At 63.9% G+C, this 16,080-nt stretch carries 14 protein-coding genes; 10 read left to right on the forward strand and 4 right to left on the reverse strand.

Annotated features, from left to right (window positions below; translation table 11 throughout):
- Window positions 1–74 precede the first annotated feature (74 nt).
- The 8 genes from infB to Q2M23_RS38200 all read left to right on the forward strand — a co-directional run bounded on the left by infB (window position 75) and on the right by Q2M23_RS38200 (window position 9,333).
- The gene (gene infB / locus Q2M23_RS38165; protein ID WP_076824501.1) at window positions 75–2,771 is read left to right on the forward strand and encodes a translation initiation factor IF-2; all 2,697 of its coding nucleotides are present in this window, start codon (window positions 75–77) and stop codon (window positions 2,769–2,771) included.
- A 174-nt stretch (window positions 2,772–2,945) separates the two neighbouring features.
- Window positions 2,946–3,356 carry a 30S ribosome-binding factor RbfA gene (rbfA, locus tag Q2M23_RS38170; RefSeq protein ID WP_028343913.1) on the forward strand — a complete coding sequence of 137 codons (411 nt, stop codon included), beginning with the start codon at window positions 2,946–2,948 and terminating at the stop codon, window positions 3,354–3,356.
- Window positions 3,356–4,465, forward strand: a complete 1,110-nt coding sequence (gene truB / locus Q2M23_RS38175; RefSeq protein ID WP_092081024.1) for a tRNA pseudouridine(55) synthase TruB — start codon at window positions 3,356–3,358, stop codon at window positions 4,463–4,465. Before rbfA ends, truB begins: the two co-directional genes overlap by 1 nt.
- A 2-nt stretch (window positions 4,466–4,467) precedes the next feature.
- On the forward strand, window positions 4,468–4,737 hold the full coding sequence (rpsO, locus tag Q2M23_RS38180; RefSeq protein ID WP_016844725.1) for a 30S ribosomal protein S15: 270 nt from the start codon (window positions 4,468–4,470) through the stop codon (window positions 4,735–4,737).
- A gap of 314 nt (window positions 4,738–5,051) precedes the next feature.
- On the forward strand, window positions 5,052–7,214 hold the full coding sequence (pnp, locus tag Q2M23_RS38185) for a polyribonucleotide nucleotidyltransferase (RefSeq protein ID WP_050383431.1): 2,163 nt from the start codon (window positions 5,052–5,054) through the stop codon (window positions 7,212–7,214).
- 203 nt (window positions 7,215–7,417) lie between these two features.
- Window positions 7,418–8,140 carry a superoxide dismutase gene (locus tag Q2M23_RS38190; protein ID WP_057015294.1) on the forward strand — a complete coding sequence of 241 codons (723 nt, stop codon included), beginning with the start codon at window positions 7,418–7,420 and terminating at the stop codon, window positions 8,138–8,140.
- Between the two features lie 123 nt (window positions 8,141–8,263).
- Window positions 8,264–8,740, forward strand: coding sequence for a GNAT family N-acetyltransferase (locus Q2M23_RS38195; protein ID WP_057015293.1), 477 nt, complete (start codon window positions 8,264–8,266; stop codon window positions 8,738–8,740).
- On the forward strand, window positions 8,737–9,333 hold the full coding sequence (locus Q2M23_RS38200; protein ID WP_057015292.1) for a glutathione S-transferase family protein: 597 nt from the start codon (window positions 8,737–8,739) through the stop codon (window positions 9,331–9,333). The genes Q2M23_RS38195 and Q2M23_RS38200 overlap by 4 nt, the downstream gene beginning before the upstream one ends.
- A gap of 640 nt (window positions 9,334–9,973) precedes the next feature.
- Here Q2M23_RS38200 and fabV read toward each other — a convergent pair.
- From fabV to fabA, 3 genes are all read right to left on the reverse strand, one after another.
- The gene (gene fabV, locus Q2M23_RS38205) at window positions 9,974–11,146 is read right to left on the reverse strand and encodes an enoyl-ACP reductase FabV (protein WP_316398806.1); all 1,173 of its coding nucleotides are present in this window, start codon (window positions 11,144–11,146) and stop codon (window positions 9,974–9,976) included.
- A gap of 78 nt (window positions 11,147–11,224) precedes the next feature.
- Window positions 11,225–12,448 carry a beta-ketoacyl-ACP synthase I gene (gene fabB, locus Q2M23_RS38210; RefSeq protein ID WP_092081034.1) on the reverse strand — a complete coding sequence of 408 codons (1,224 nt, stop codon included), beginning with the start codon at window positions 12,446–12,448 and terminating at the stop codon, window positions 11,225–11,227.
- Window positions 12,449–12,491: 43 nt separating this feature from the next.
- Window positions 12,492–13,013 carry a 3-hydroxyacyl-[acyl-carrier-protein] dehydratase FabA gene (gene fabA / locus Q2M23_RS38215; protein ID WP_057015289.1) on the reverse strand — a complete coding sequence of 174 codons (522 nt, stop codon included), beginning with the start codon at window positions 13,011–13,013 and terminating at the stop codon, window positions 12,492–12,494.
- 327 nt (window positions 13,014–13,340) lie between these two features.
- On the opposite strand from fabA, the gene irrA reads away from it, so the two are divergent.
- Window positions 13,341–13,832: an iron response transcriptional regulator IrrA gene (irrA, locus tag Q2M23_RS38220; protein WP_026192029.1), complete on the forward strand. Its 492-nt coding sequence runs from the start codon at window positions 13,341–13,343 to the stop codon at window positions 13,830–13,832.
- A 72-nt stretch (window positions 13,833–13,904) separates the two neighbouring features.
- On the opposite strand, the gene Q2M23_RS38225 is transcribed toward irrA, so the two are convergent.
- Window positions 13,905–14,429 carry an SH3 domain-containing protein gene (locus Q2M23_RS38225; protein WP_375162557.1) on the reverse strand — a complete coding sequence of 175 codons (525 nt, stop codon included), beginning with the start codon at window positions 14,427–14,429 and terminating at the stop codon, window positions 13,905–13,907.
- A gap of 342 nt (window positions 14,430–14,771) precedes the next feature.
- On the opposite strand from Q2M23_RS38225, the gene Q2M23_RS38230 reads away from it, so the two are divergent.
- A complete protein-coding gene (locus Q2M23_RS38230) occupies window positions 14,772–15,776 on the forward strand; it encodes a 2-hydroxyacid dehydrogenase (RefSeq protein WP_057015287.1) in 1,005 nt (334 codons plus the stop codon).
- Window positions 15,777–16,080: the final 304 nt, after the last annotated feature.

The raw sequence follows: 16,080 nt of genomic DNA on the forward strand, positions 1-16,080 counted from the left end.
CATGCTCAGCAAACGACGACACGTTGAAGGATTTGTGCGGCAAACGCACAGCGAAACGAGATTAGGACTGCTGAATGGTTGATACCAAGACCCCTGGCGACAAGACTTTGAGTGTCCCGAGCAAGACGTTGTCGCTGAAGCCGCGCGTCGAGACGGGCACCGTGCGCCAGAGCTTCAGCCACGGCCGGACCAAGCAGGTCGTGGTCGAGAAGCGCGGCAAGCGTCGCGTCGGTGGCGATGGTCCCGGCGAGGCGCACGCGCCGGAACCCGTGGTTGCAAAGCCAGCGGCGCCGGCCGCCAGGCCGCCGCTCGGCCGCCCCTCAGGCCCGCCTCCAGGCCAGCAACAGCGTAACACCCGCTCCGGCGTGGTGCTGCCGACCCTGACCGAGGACGAGCGTTCCGCGCGCGCCAGCGCGCTGGCCGACGCCCGTCAGCGCGACATCGAGGAGCGCCGCCAGGCCGAAGAGGAAGCCAAGCGCCGCGCCGTCCGCGAGGCTGCCGAGAAGGCAGAGCGCGAGGCCGCCGAAACCCGCCGCAAAGCGGAAGAGGAGCGCCACCGCCACGAGGAAGAGGCCAAGCGCAAGGCCGAGGTCGAGGCCAAGCGCCGCTTTGGCGAGGGCGAAGCCAAACCCGGCGCTCCGGCCACAACAGCGGCCAGGCCTGCGACAGCCGCACCTGCGTCTGCTCCGCCTGCCCGCGCGCCCGCAGCACGCCCGACCACCACGACAACCGCGCGCGCACCAGCCTCTGCGCCGCGGCCGGCGGCAGTTGCGGCCGGGCCGGACGAAGACGAAGGTCCGCGCCTAGTGCGCCGCCCCGGCGGCGCCGTGCGCCCCGCCGCGGCTCCGAAGACCACCCACAAGCCCGGCCCGCAGAAGGAGCGCGGCCGCCTCACTCTGACCACTGCGCTCAACGCCGACGACGTGCGCGAGCGTTCGATCGCCTCGTTCCGCCGCCGCACCCAGCGCCTGAAGGGGCATGCGTCGAACGAACCGAAGGAAAAGCTGATCCGCGAAGTCACCATTCCGGAAGCGATCACGATCCAGGAACTCGCGAACCGCATGTCGGAACGCGCGGTCGACGTCATCCGCATGCTTATGAAGCAGGGCGCGATGCACAAGATCACCGACGTGATCGATGCCGACACTGCGCAACTGATCGCCGAAGAACTCGGCCACAGCGTCAAGCGCGTCGCGGCGTCCGACGTGGAAGAGGGCCTGTTCGACGTCGTCGACAATTCCACCGACACCGAGCCGCGCTCGCCGGTGGTCACCGTCATGGGTCACGTCGACCACGGCAAGACCTCGCTGCTCGACGCGCTGCGCCACGCCAACGTCGTATCGGGCGAAGCCGGCGGCATCACCCAGCATATCGGCGCCTACCAGGTGCTGTCGCCCGAGAGCGGCACCAAGATCACCTTCATCGACACACCCGGCCACGCCGCGTTCACCGCGATGCGCGCCCGCGGCGCCAAGGTCACCGACATCGTCGTGCTGGTGGTCGCGGCCGATGACGGCGTGATGCCGCAGACGATCGAGGCGATCAATCACGCCAAAGCGGCCAAGGTGCCGATGATCGTGGCGATCAACAAGATCGACAAGCCGGATGCGCGGCCGGAGCGCGTGCGCACCGAGTTGCTCCAGCACGAGGTGCAGGTCGAATCGCTCGGCGGCGACGTCGTCGACGTCGAGGTTTCGGCCAAGAACAAGACCAATCTCGACAAGCTGCTCGAGATGATCGCGCTGCAGGCTGAAATCCTCGACCTGAAGACCAACTCGGAGCGTCCGGCGGAAGGCACCGTGATCGAAGCCAAGCTCGATCGCGGACGCGGTCCGGTCGCGACCGTGCTGGTGCAGCGCGGCACGCTGCGCGTCGGCGACATCATCGTGGCCGGCGCCGAGATGGGCCGCGTCCGCGCCTTGATCTCCGACCAGGGCGAGAATCTCGAAGAGGCCGGCCCTTCGGTGCCGGTCGAGGTGCTCGGCTTCAACGGCCCGCCGGAAGCCGGCGATCGTCTCGCCGTGGTCGAGAACGAAGCCCGCGCCCGTCAGGTCACGAGCTATCGCGCGCACCAGAAGCGCGAGAATGCCGCGGCCTCGATCTCGGGCATGCGCGGCTCGCTCGAGCAGATGATGTCGCAGCTCAAGACCGCGGGCCGCAAGGAGTTCCCGCTGATCGTCAAGGCCGACGTGCAGGGCTCGCTGGAAGCGATCCTGGGCTCGCTCGAGAAGCTCGGCACCGACGAAGTCGCCGCCCGCATCCTGCATGCCGGCGTCGGCGGCATCTCGGAATCCGACGTCACGCTGGCGGAAGGCTTCAACGCCGCGATCATCGGCTTCTCGGTCCGCGCCAACAAGGAAGCGGCGGCCGCGGCCAAGCGCAACGGCATCGAGATCCGCTACTACAACATCATCTACGACCTCGTGGATGACATCAAAAAGGCGATGTCCGGCCTGCTCGCGCCTACGCTGCGCGAAACCATGCTGGGCAACGCGCAGATCCTGGAAGTGTTCAACATTTCCAAGGTCGGCAAGGTCGCGGGTTGCCGCGTCACCGACGGCACCGTGGAACGCGGCGCCAATGTTCGCCTGATCCGCGACAACGTCGTGGTGCACGAAGGCAAGCTGTCGACGCTGAAGCGCTTCAAGGATGAAGTGAAGGAAGTGGTCGCCGGCCAGGAGTGTGGCATGGCATTCGAGAACTACGGCGACATGCGTGTCGGCGACGTGATCGAGTGTTACCGCATCGAGACGATCCAGCGCTCTCTGTAAGTCCAAATCTTACGAAGCGCAGATCTTGCTAGGCGTTGGGTCCATTTAACTGAAAATGCGACGGCGTGGCCGGACTTTAGTCCGGCCACCAGCGCATCGTCCGATTGAAAGCAAAGCAAGGACATTGATGCCCGCGGCCACGGCTGGCGGGCGCGACGGTTTTGGAAAAAGGTCATGCCCCGTCAAAAGAAGAGTTCCAGCCCCGGCGGATCGCAACGTCAGCTGCGCGTCGGCGAAACGGTTCGCCATGCAGTTGCCGAGATTCTGTCACAGGGTGAGGTTCACGATCCCGATCTGGAAGGCCACATCATCACCGTTCCCGAGGTGCGTATGTCGCCGGATCTGAAGCTCGCCACGATCTACGTGATGCCGCTCGGCGGCCGCGACACCGACACGGTGATATCCGCGCTCGAGCGCAACAAGAAATTCCTTCGCGGCGAGATCGCGCACCGCGTCAACCTGAAATTTGCACCCGACATTCGCTTCCGCGTCGATGAGCGGTTCGACGAGGCGGAGCGCATCGAGAAACTACTGCGGACACCTGCGGTGCAGCGAGACCTTGCACCCGATTCGGACGACGAGTGATGACTGTGATGACGACCAACAGCGTTGTCGACGCGAAGGATGCCGACGCGCGCGACGCTGAGCGGGATGCTTTTGCCGGCCAGCGCACCGACGATGCGCGCCGCACCAACAACGACCCGCGCCAGAAGCAGGGCAGGCAGAACCAGCAGCCGCGCCGCGACAAGCGCGACGTCCACGGCTGGGTGGTGCTCGACAAGCCGATCGGCATGACCTCGACGCAGGCGGTCGCGGTGCTCAAGCGCCTGTTCCAGGCCAAGCGCGCCGGCCATGCCGGCACGCTCGATCCGCTCGCCTCCGGCGGCTTGCCGATCGCGCTGGGCGAGGCCACCAAGACGGTGCCGTTCGTGATGGACGGCCGCAAGCGCTACCGCTTCACGGTGTGCTGGGGCGAGGAGCGCGACACCGACGACACCGAGGGGCGGCCGGTCAGGACCAGCGAGAGCCGGCCGACCGCCGATTCGATCCGGGAACTGTTGCCGCGCTTTACCGGGGTGATCGAGCAGATCCCGCCGCAATATTCGGCGATCAAGGTGCAGGGCGAGCGCGCCTATGATCTGGCGCGCGACGGCGAGACTGTGGAACTGAAGCCGCGCCCGGTCGAAATTCACGAATTAACCCTTGTGGAACATGGCGATAACGGCCAGTCCGTGTTCGAGGCCGAGTGCGGCAAGGGAACCTATGTCCGGGCGCTGGCCCGCGATATGGGCCGGATTCTGGGCTGTTTCGGCCATATCTGCGCCCTGCGGCGAACCCTTGTCGGTCCGTTTACCGAACGAGACATGATTCCGCTGGAACAGTTGGAGGCTTTATGCAATAGAGCCGCGTCTGGCGAGGGCAGCCTCGCCGACGCGCTTTTGCCCGTTGAGACCGCGCTGGACGACATCCCGGCACTGGCCGTCACACGGGCTGATGCGGCAAGGCTCCACAGGGGCCAGGCCGTTTTGTTGCGCGGACGGGATGCGCCCAATACCAGCGGCACAGTCTATGTCACGGTGGCAGGCCGGCTTCTCGCGCTTGCCGAAATTGGCAATGGCGAACTCATCCCCAAGCGCGTGTTCAACCTGAACGGACTGACTGCCGGTCCGGCTCGCAACGATGAAAGTAACTGACGATGTCGATTACCGCCGAACGCAAAGCGGAAGTCATCAAGACGAATGCCAACAAAGCCGGCGACACCGGCTCGCCCGAGGTTCAGGTCGCGATCCTGTCGGAACGCATCAATAACCTCACCGAGCACTTCAAGAGCCATGTGAAGGACAACCATTCACGCCGCGGCCTCCTGAAGCTCGTGTCGACGCGTCGTTCCCTGCTTGACTACATCAAGCGCAAGGACGAGGCGCGCTACAAGGCGCTGCTCGAAAAGCACAACATCCGTCGTTGATTTGAGAAGCACGCGCGCGAGGGTTCGCGCGCGTTTTCGCATGGTCGTCCGTGAACTCGGGCTTTCGAATTGTCGAAAGATGACCAAGCGCAGCATGGCAGTCGCGCCATGCACACTAGCGTCCAGCAGCAATCCGGCCGCTGGACCGGGCAAGATGCCCAGATGACCGAAAGGATGGACGCCATCCGAAATCCAGGGACCATGGCAGGATCGCCGGATGCTGATCGCGACAGCGCATCAGTGTCTCGCCGTCTTGGCATGGTCTTTGTGTTTCAGGGCGCCGTGCTTTCGTGAAACCATGAAAGAAAACCGAAATGTTCAATTCGCATTCCGTCGAAATCGACTGGGGTGGACGTCCCCTCAAACTTGAAACCGGCAAGATCGCCCGCCAGGCTGATGGCGCCGTGATGGCCACCTACGGCGAGACCGTGGTGCTTGCCACCGTCGTTGCGGCGAAGGCGCCGCGCGAGGGCGTCGACTTCCTGCCGCTCACGGTCGACTACCAGGAGAAGACCTACGCCGCGGGCCGCATTCCCGGCGGCTATTTCAAGCGCGAAGGCCGTCCGACCGAGAAGGAGACGCTGGTCTCCCGCCTGATCGACCGCCCGATCCGTCCGCTGTTCGTCGACGGCTGGCGCAACGAGACCCAGGTGATCGTCACGGTGCTCTCGCACGACATGGAGAACGATCCGGACATCGTGTCGCTGGTCGCCGCCTCCGCCGCCCTGACGCTGTCGGGCGCGCCGTTCAAGGGCCCGATCGGCGCCGCGCGCGTCGGCTTCGCCAATGACGAATACGTGCTCAACCCGACGCTGGACGAGATGACCGAGACCCAGCTCGACCTCGTCGTTGCCGGCACCGCCGACGCCGTGCTGATGGTCGAATCGGAAGCCAAGGAGCTCAACGAGGACGTGATGCTCGGCGCGGTCATGTTCGGCCACCGCCACTTCCAGCCGGTGATCAACGCGATCATCGAGCTCGCCGAGAAGGCCGCCAAGGAGCCGCGCGAAGTCACCACAATCGACAATTCGGAGATCGAGAAGGAGATGCTCGGCATCGCCGAACAGGAGCTCCGCAAGGCCTATGCGATCCCGGTCAAGCAGGAACGCTATGCCGCGGTCGGCGCCGTCAAGGAGAAGGTGCTGGCGCACTTCTTCCCGGAAGGCCAGGAGCCGAAATACGACAAGCTCCGCGTCGCCGGCGTGTTCAAGGAACTGGAAGCCAAGATCGTTCGCTGGAACATCCTTGACACCGGCAAGCGCATCGACGGCCGTGACGCCAAGACCGTGCGCAACATCATCGCCGAAGCCGGCGTGCTGCCGCGCGCCCACGGCTCGGCGCTGTTCACCCGCGGTGAGACCCAGGCGATGGTCGTGACCACGCTCGGCACCGGCGAGGACGAGCAGTACATCGATGCACTGTCGGGGACGTACAAGGAAACGTTCCTGCTGCACTACAACTTCCCGCCCTACTCGGTCGGTGAAACCGGTCGCCTCGGCGGCACCAAGCGCCGCGAAATCGGCCACGGCAAGCTCGCCTGGCGCGCGATCCACCCGGTGCTGCCGCCGCATCACGAGTTCCCGTACACGATCCGCGTGGTCTCCGAGATCACCGAGTCGAACGGCTCGTCCTCGATGGCTTCGGTGTGCGGCGCGTCGCTGTCGCTGATGGACGCCGGCGTGCCGCTGAAGCGGCCGACCGCCGGTATCGCCATGGGCCTGATCCTCGAAGGTCAGCGCTTCGCGGTGCTGTCGGACATCCTCGGTGACGAGGATCATCTCGGCGACATGGACTTCAAGGTCGCCGGTACCGACCACGGCATCACCTCGCTCCAGATGGACATCAAGATCGAGGGCATCACCGAAGAGATCATGAAGGTTGCGCTTGGCCAGGCCAAGGAAGGGCGCATCCACATCCTCGGCGAGATGGCCAAGGCTCTGACCGCGGCGCGCGCCGAGCTCGGCGAATACGCACCGCGCATCGAGACCTTCAAGATTGCCACCGACAAGATCCGCGAAGTGATCGGCACCGGCGGCAAGGTGATCCGCGAGATCGTCGAGAAGACCGGCGCCAAGGTCAACATCGAGGACGACGGCACCGTGAAGGTCGCCTCCAACGATGGCGAGGCGATGAAGGCTGCGATCAAGTGGATCAAGTCGATCGCCTCCGATCCGGAGGTCGGCCAGATTTACGAGGGCACCGTCGTCAAGGTGATGGAGTTCGGCGCGTTCGTGAACTTCTTCGGCGCCAAGGACGGCCTCGTCCACATCAGCCAGCTCGCGTCCAACCGCGTGCAGAAGACCTCCGACGTCGTCAAGGAAGGCGACAAGGTCAAGGTCAAGCTGCTCGGCTTCGACGATCGCGGCAAGACCCGCCTGTCGATGAAGGCGGTCGACCAGGAGACCGGCGAAGATCTCGAGGCCAAGCAGAAGACCGAAGCGCCGGCTGCGGCGCCGCGCGAAGCTGCCGGCGAGTAAGCCAAGGCCAATCGACTAGCAAATCGACTGTTACGAAAAGGGCGGCCCTGTGGCCGCCCTTTTTGGTTTGCCGAGATCGGACGCAAATCAATCTCCGCTGATCGGCATGCGCGATTTTGACCCGGCATTGTGACCGGATTCGCTGGAACCCGTTCACAACTCGGGCCTAACATCAGGAAGCTTTCCCAGCACGGAGAACCACGATGTCCTCGATGTCCCGACGCCATTTGATCATCGCAGCAGGCGGCATCGCCGCGGCCGCAGCCGCATCGCGCACGGCATTCGCGCAGGCCCCCGCCGGACCGTTCAAGATCGATCCGCTGACCTATCCCACCAATGCGCTGGAGCCGCATATCGACGCCAAGACGATGGAAATCCATCACGACCGGCATCATCAGGCCTATGTCACCAACCTCAACAATTTCGCCAAGGACAATCCGCAGATCGCCGAGAAGCCGGTCGTCGAGGTGCTCGCCAATCTCGGCAGCGTACCGGAGGCGATCCGCACCGGCGTGCGCAACAACATGGGCGGCCACGCCAACCACACCATGTTCTGGCAGATCATGGGACCGAACGGCGGCAAGGCGGACGGCGAGGTGCTCGCCGCGATCGATCGCGACCTCGGCGGCATGGAAAAATTCCAGACCGATTTCAACGCCGCCGGCGGGCGCGTGTTCGGCTCCGGCTGGGTGTTCGTCACCGTGACCAAGGACGGCAAGCTTGCGATCGAGACCCGGCCGAACCAGGACAATCCGATCATGGACGGCAAGCGCGCGCTGCTCGGCAACGACGTCTGGGAGCACGCCTATTACCTGACCTACCAGAACCGCCGCCCCGATTATCTCAAGGCGTGGTGGAATACGGTGAACTGGAAGGCCGTGGCTGAGCGCTATGCGGCAGCAAAGGCCGGCACGCTCGGCGTGTGAGCCGCCGGGCTCGCCGGTCGCAAACAACTACGCTAGAGTTGAAAGCTCCGCGAGGCGCTCGCGGGCTTTCACCTTTATGCACCCACAGCGTCGCGCCGCCGGCGTCGAAGGCGATAGGGAACAATGACGCTGCCGATCATCCGCCCCGCTCGTCCCGACGAACATGACGCGATCGCGCGCGCCTGGATGGCGAGTTGGGTTTCGACCGGGCTCTCGCAAGCCAGCGACAACCTGTTGAATGATCTGCGTGTCCGCCTGCCGCGCGAGATTGCCGGCGGCTGGAGCCTGTTCGTGGCCGACGATCGCGGCGCCATCGCCGCCATGCTGGCGCTGCACCTGCCGACCTTGCTGCTCGATCAGCTGATGGTGGTCCCCGCCTATCAGGGCCGGAGCCTGGGACGCGAGCTGCTTGCCTTCACGCGCCGGCAGATGCCCGACGAGATCTGGCTGAAATGCGTCCGCGAGAACGAGAAGGCCTGGCGCTGGTACGAGCGCGAAGGCTTCATCTTCGAGAAGGAAGCGCCCCATCCGGTCACCGGCTTCATGATGAAGCACTATCGGTGGATGAGAACAAACCGCACATCGGAGGCTAAGCCATGATCAAGCTGTACTGGTCGCCGCGCTCGCGCTCGTTCTCAGCCATCTGGCTGCTGGAGGAATCCGGCCTGCCATACGAACGGGTGCTGACCGACATCAGCACCGGGGCGCAGAAATCGCCCGATTTTCTCAAGATCAACCCGATGGGCAAGGTGCCCGCGCTGACCGACGGCGACGCGCAGCTCGCCGAGGCCGCCGCGATCTGCGCCTATATCGCCGACCGTTATCCCGAGACCAAACTCGCGCCGGCAGCGACGGACCCGAAGCGGGCGCGCTATCTGCAGTGGCTATTCTTCTCGCCGAGCTGCATCGAGCCCGCGCTGATCCAGCTCTTCACCAAGCTCGAGGTGCCGACCAGCACCGCGGCATGGGGCAGCGCCGCGCAGGTGTTCGACGTGCTCGACGCCGAGCTGCAGAAGGGGCCATGGATCCTCGGCGATCAATTCTCCGCGGCCGACATCGCGATCGGCGCGGGACTGAACTTTGCGGTGCGCGTGTTCAAGATGGTGCCGTCGCGGCCGTCATTCGAGGCCTATATCGGCCGCTGCGTGGCCCGGCCCGCGTTCCAGCGCGCAGAGAAGATCGCGGCGGGGTGAGCTTCATCCAACCCGAATGAAGCGAGACGTTATCCAAGGAGCTTGTGAGGCCTACGATTCTCAGATCGCACCCCTCCTAGCTGGATCTCGAACATACTCAAATAGCGTCGGCTTTCGGTGAGAAGTATTCGAAGAACACTCCCATTTCTTCGATTTGATTCTTGTTGAATAGTTTCTTTGGCATGCCGTCAGGCATGCCAAAGTGTTGAACTGCGAACTGAATGCTAGCGTAATAGCTTGGCCCTTAATCGTCCTGAAACTAGCTCCTAAGTGTTCGAAGAATTTCTTTCCATATACGTACCACGGCCACGGCCTCTCTTTGAATTCCTGCCCTCGTCTATAGGCGCGCTCTGCGCGCTCAGTAACACTCATAATTTTGGTAGCTTTGACCTCACCCGGGTCAAAGCCATTCATTTCGCACTCAACCGCGCGAGCACTGCGACTATTTCGGGCGACAACGAAACAATCCTCGTAACCGTCCGACTCCACCCAATAGAGATACCAACGGGCTGAGCGCTTAGTCATCGAGAATTACGCCCGGTTCTGAATGGCGCGAGATAACGGGTGCTTTTCTGCTCGGATAGTCTCAGCGCAGTAGAGCGCTCCCGTCTTCAAGCTCAATAGGATGCTTCCGAACGGCCTAACCCGGCACGACGCGGGGATCGACATCCTGTGTATAGTCGACGCCGTCGATGCCGAAGCCGAACAGGCGCAGGAACTGGCTCTTGTACTCGCCGAGATCGGCCAACTCGCCGAGCGTCTCGGTGGTGAGCAGTGGCCAGCGCCGCGACACTTCCGTCTGCACCTCGGGCGACAGCTCCCAGTCGTCGACCCGGACGCGCTGCGCGTCATCGAGCTCGACGCCCTTACCGAGCTTCGTCCGGAACAGGCGATCGATCTGCTCGATGCAGCCTTCGTGGAGACCGAGCTGCTTCATCACCTTGAACAGCACCGTGCCATAGAGCGGCACCACCGGAATCGCCGAGCTCGCCTGGGTGACCACGGCCTTCAGCGCGACGACGCGGGCCGCGTCCGCGCCGAGCCGGCCGCGGATCGCTTCCGCCTTGCTGTCGAGATCGACCTTGGCGCGGCCGAGCGTGCCGTTCCAGTAGATCGGCCAGGTCAGTTCGCTGCCGATATAGGTGTAGTTGAGCGTCTGGAAGCCCGGCGCCAAAACGCCGGCATCCGCGAGCTGGTCGATCCAGCGCTTCCAGTCGTCGCCGCCCATCACCGCGACGGTCGCCGCGGTTTGCTCCTCGCTCGCCGGCTCGAGCGTGGTCTGGAACACCTCGCCGGTCTCGGTGTCGAGCGTCTTGATCTCGACCGGGGCGCCCAGCGGCTTGATCACCGAACGATAGGTCTTGCCGGTGTCGGGATCGGTACGGACCGGCGCGGCCATGCTGTAGACCAGCAGATCAAGCTGCCCGAATTTCTCGCGCACGCGCTCGATGAAGGTCGCCTTCAGCTCGTCGGAGAAGGCGTCGCCTTCGAGCGTGAGCGGCGAGCGTCCGATCTTCTGGGCCTCGATCTCGAAGGCGCGGTTGTTGTACCAGCCGGCGCTGGCGCTTCTCTTTTCCGACGGCTCGCGCTCCAGCGACACGCCGATCGTATCGGCGCCGCCGGCGAAGGTCGCGACGATGCGGCTCGCGAGGCCATACCCCGTCGAGCAGCCCAGCACGGCAACGCGCTTCGGGCAGTCGGCGACCGGACCCTGCTTCAGAACATAGGCGATCTGTTCGCGGACATTCGTGGCGCAGCCGACGGGATGTGCCGTCGTGCAGATGAAGCCTCGCACGCGCGGTTCGATAATCATTCCCACCCCATTCCGGATCGTTGCAATGTTCCCATTCGCTGCCCGCGGATGTCCCTCAGCAAGCGAGGAGAGGCGAAATCACGCGTCAAGCCGCCTGAACACCAGCGTCGCGTTGGTGCCGCCGAAGCCGAACGAGTTCGACAGCACGGTGTTGAGCTTGGCGTTGTCGATGCGCTTGCGCACGATCGGCATGTCGGCAAACACCGGATCGAGTTCGGTGATATGCGCGCTCTCGCAGATGAAGCCGTTGTTCAGCATCAGCAGCGAATAGATCGCTTCCTGCACGCCGGTGGCGCCGAGCGAGTGGCCGGTCAGCGCCTTGGTCGCCGAGATCGGCGGGCACTTGTCGCCGGTGCCGAACACCTTGCGGATCGCCTCGATCTCCGGCGGATCGCCGGCGGGCGTCGAAGTGGCGTGCGGATTGATGTAGTCGACCGGCGTGTTCACCGTCGACATCGCCATGCGCATGCAGCGCTCGGCGCCCTCGCCCGACGGCGCCACCATGTCGTAGCCGTCGGAGGTTGCGCCGTAGCCGACGACCTCGCCATAGATCCTGGCACCGCGCGCCTTGGCATGCTCGAGCTCTTCCAGCACCACGACACCCGCGCCGCCCGCGATGACGAAGCCGTCGCGGTTGAGATCGTAGGGACGCGAGGCGGTGGCGGGCGTGTCGTTGTATTTCGAGGACATCGCGCCCATGGCGTCGAACAGCACCGACAGCGTCCAGTCGAGTTCCTCGCAACCGCCGGCGAAGATGACATCCTGCTTGCCGATCTGGATCGTCTCATAGGCGTTGCCGATGCAGTGGTTCGACGTCGCGCAGGCCGACGAGATCGAATAGTTCACGCCCTTGATCTTGAACCAGGTGGCGAGCGTCGCCGACGCGGTCGAGGACATGCCCTTCGGCACCGCGAACGGACCGACGCGCTTCGGGCCCTTGGCGCGCGCGATGTCGGCGGCCTCCACCAGCGTGCGCGTCGACGGACCGCCGGATCCCATGATGATGCCGGTACGGATGTTGGAGACTTCGCTTTCCTCGAGGCCCGAGTCGCGGATCGCCTGTTCCATCGCAACGTGATTCCACGCCGCACCTTCGGCAAGGAACCGCATCGCGCGGCGATCGATCACCTCGGCAGGATTGAGTGTCGGCGCACCGTGCACCTGCGAGCGGAAGCCGAGTTCGGCGGCCTTCTCCGCGCGCGAAATGCCCGACTTCGCCTCGTAGAGGCTCGCAAGCACTTCCTGGGTGTTGTTACCGATGGACGAGACAATACCCATCCCCGTGATGACAACCCGCCTCATGTTCGCCTCGCCCTGCCTTTATGTTGCCGCATGATGATCCTGCTCAAGATGGAGCCGTGCCCTGCTTGAACAACCCGACCTTCAAGTCCTTGGCGCGATAGATAATCTCGTCGTCCATGGAAAGCCACCCGTCGGCAATTCCAAGCACGAGCTTTGACCGCATCACGCGCTTGATATCGATGTTGTACACAACCTTGCGCGCTTGCGGCAGCACCTGTCCGGAGAACTTCAGCTCGCCGAGGCCGAGCGCGCGGCCACGACCTTCGCCACCGATCCAGCCAAGGTAAAAGCCGACCATTTGCCACATGGCATCGAGGCCGAGGCAGCCCGGCATCACCGGATCATTCTTGAAATGGCAGCCGAAGAACCAGAGATCCGGTTTCACCTCGAGCTCGGCGCGCACCAGCCCCTTGCCGAACTCGCCGCCATTCTCCGAAATCTCGCTGATGCGATCGAACATGAGCATCGGCGGCAGCGGCAACTGGGCGTTGCCGGGACCGAAAAGCTCGCCCCGCCCGCAAGCCAGCAAATCCTCGTATTCGTAACCGCCGCGCCGATCCAGCATCCTCTTTCCACCTCTGATGTCCCGATGAGCGCTTTGCTTGGTCGGACCTTGATCTACCCACGGGAACCGGAATAACCCGTCCCGCATCTTGGCGCTACCTGGGTACGCTACGGCCCGTTATCTCTGCCGAAAGCGCATATGTGGTCCGCGCGCTCTCTAACATAGCGCCAACTGGGCGGCAAAGCGGCATTCCGAGGATAAATGACCGCTTCTCCTTAGGTTTCTACCGCCGCTTGGATTCGTTCTAGTTGCGAAAAACTTGCATCTGATAGGCATCCTTTTTATATTTATGAGGAATATTGCCTGAGTTGGGTGCATAGAGTGGATATGAACGAGGAAGTACCGGCTGTGAACGATGATGCCGTGCACCCGGCTGCCCGGGGCGCTGGTCACCACCCTGCCCTGACCGGCTGTCCGTGGCATGACGTCAACGAGATGTTGCAGTCTGCCGGTCTGCGGCCGACCCGTCAGCGCATGGCGCTGGGCTGGCTGTTGTTCGGCAAGGGTGCCCGCCACCTGACCGCTGAAATGCTGTACGAGGAAGCCACGCTGGCCAAGGTTCCGGTGTCGCTGGCGACCGTCTACAACACCCTGAACCAGCTGACCGACGCCGGCCTGCTGCGCCAGGTCAGCGTCGACGGCACGAAAACCTATTTCGATACCAACGTGTCGACGCACCACCACTTTTATCTCGAGCATAACCACGAGTTGGTCGACATTCCCGACCCGAACCTCGTGCTGTCGAAGATGCCCGACGTGCCCGAAGGCTACGAGATCTCCCGCGTCGACATGGTCGTACGGCTGCGCAAGAAGCGCTGAACCGTCTTACCGTCGATTTGAGTTGTGATGGCCGGGCTCGTCCCGGCCATTTTCATTTGCGGTCGGGGAAGCTCAATCAACCTTCTCGTCGGCGTAGACGCCCCAGAGGCGCTGCTGCTCGATCCAGCCGTCGAACCCGCTGCCGGTGACCCGGCACCAGTTATTGGCGCATTTCTTCACCTGCGCGACGACTCCGGCCTGCAGGCGCGCCGCGATCGCGCTGGTGGCGTCGGGACGGTCGTAGAGCGAGGCCAGATCGTCCTTGTTCTTCATCGTGACGACGGCGGTGCGGCGGCCGGACAGCAGGGAGTGATAGACCCAGCCTTCGGCACCCTCGGAATCGCGCACCCGGCGCCAGTTCTCGAACTCGGCGGTAATTTCGACCGGCAGCCCCGACCGGGTGTAGACCCAGGCGACGTCATTGTCCTTGGTCGGGCCGGCCCGGACGTTCACGTGATCCGACTTCAGGCTGACATAGCGCGGGATCGGCAGGCCGCTGGTGGTGGGGCTCATATCCTTGGCGGAATGTCCGGGGATGACCGACGCGCTCAGCATGCTTCCGACCAGCGCCACCAATGAACCGAAACGCCAGACCATCAACTCGTCTCCTGCCGAAATGCCCAACCCGCATTCGGCGAATTGCAACCCAAACCACGCCCGAAGGCCCCTGCGCCTGCGCCGTTCGCTCCCGCACTGCAAGTCCGAGGGGTTCTTGTCTTGGCCCGGCCTTCTGCTAGAGAGGACGGAACGCCTGAGAGCCAGAACACCCGAATTTGCCCGTCGTTTCGCCTTGGCGAAGAGCCGGGGCAAGTATCGGGGAACCCTAGGAAACGCGAAGGAAACGCCGGGACAGCGCGGCTATCAGCAGTGTCGAACAACCGGGTTAATGAGGCCTCAACGGTTTGCTTTTTGGCAAGCCGCGCGTCATGAAAGCAGGACATGTCGGTGAAGAAAAAGCCTCTCGTCGTCGTCACCCGCAAGCTGCCGGACTCGATCGAGACCCGGATGCGCGAGTTGTTCGACGCCAGATTGAATCTCGACGACACGCCGATGACGCCGGAGCAGATCGCCGAGGCGGCGCGAACCGCCGACGTGCTGGTGCCGACCGTGACCGACATGATCCGCGAGGACGTGATCAATCAGCCCGACTGCAAGCTGAAGATGATCGCCAATTTCGGCAATGGCGTCGACAATATCGACGTGGCGGCGGCGCATGCCCGCGGCATCACCGTGACCAACACCCCGAAGGTGCTGACCGAGGACACCGCCGACATGACCATGGCGCTGATCCTGGCGGTGCCGCGGCGCCTGATCGAGGGCGCCTCGATCCTGACCGAAGGCAAGCAGCATTGGGCGGGCTGGTCGCCGACCTGGATGCTCGGCCACCGCATCGGTGGAAAGAGGCTCGGCATCGTCGGCATGGGCCGCATCGGCCAGGCCGTGGCGCGCCGTGCCCGCGCCTTCGGCCTGCAAATCCACTATCACAACCGCCGCCCGGTGGCGCCTATGATCGCCGAAGAGCTCGGGGCGACCTATTGGGAAAGCCTCGACCAGATGCTGGCGCGGATGGACATCATCTCGGTGAATTGCCCGCACACGCCGGCCACCTATCATCTGCTCTCGGCGCGGCGGCTCAAGCTGATCCGGAAAGAGGCCTATGTCGTCAACACCGCGCGCGGCGAGGTGATCGACGAGGACACGCTGATCAAGCTGATCGAAGCCGGCGATATCGGCGGCGCAGCCCTCGACGTCTATGAGCACGAGCCCGCGGTGAACCCGAAGCTGGTGCGGCTCGCCAAGGCCGGCAAGGTGACGCTGCTGCCGCATATGGGTTCGGCCACCATCGAAGGCCGCGTCGAGATGGGCGAGAAGGTGATCATCAACATCCGAACCTTCCTCGACGCCCACAAGCCGCCGGATCGCGTGCTGCCGAGCATGCTGTAAGCGCTCGTAGCCCGGATGGAGCCAACGGGTCGCGCGAACGCGCGCCCGATGACAGGCTCCGCGCAATCCGGGACCGCTTCTTTCCATAACCTCCCCTTGAAAAGGGGAGGTCGCTTTGCTCGCCAGAGCAAAGCGGGTGGGGATCATCTCTCTCCACGAGCGACGGTGCATGTGGCTGACCCCCATCCCGACCTTCCCCCTTTCAGGGGGAAGGAGAAGAGAGATCTGTAGATGGGGTAACGGGCCGGCCGCCCGCTCGCTACGGCGCAATTTGGAAGCGCGCTCGCGAGCGGCCTGTTGGTTG

Origin of the sequence: Bradyrhizobium sp. 33ap4 (genome assembly GCF_032654765.1) — a bacterium.
GTDB classification, from domain to species: domain Bacteria; phylum Pseudomonadota; class Alphaproteobacteria; order Rhizobiales; family Xanthobacteraceae; genus Bradyrhizobium; species Bradyrhizobium australafricanum.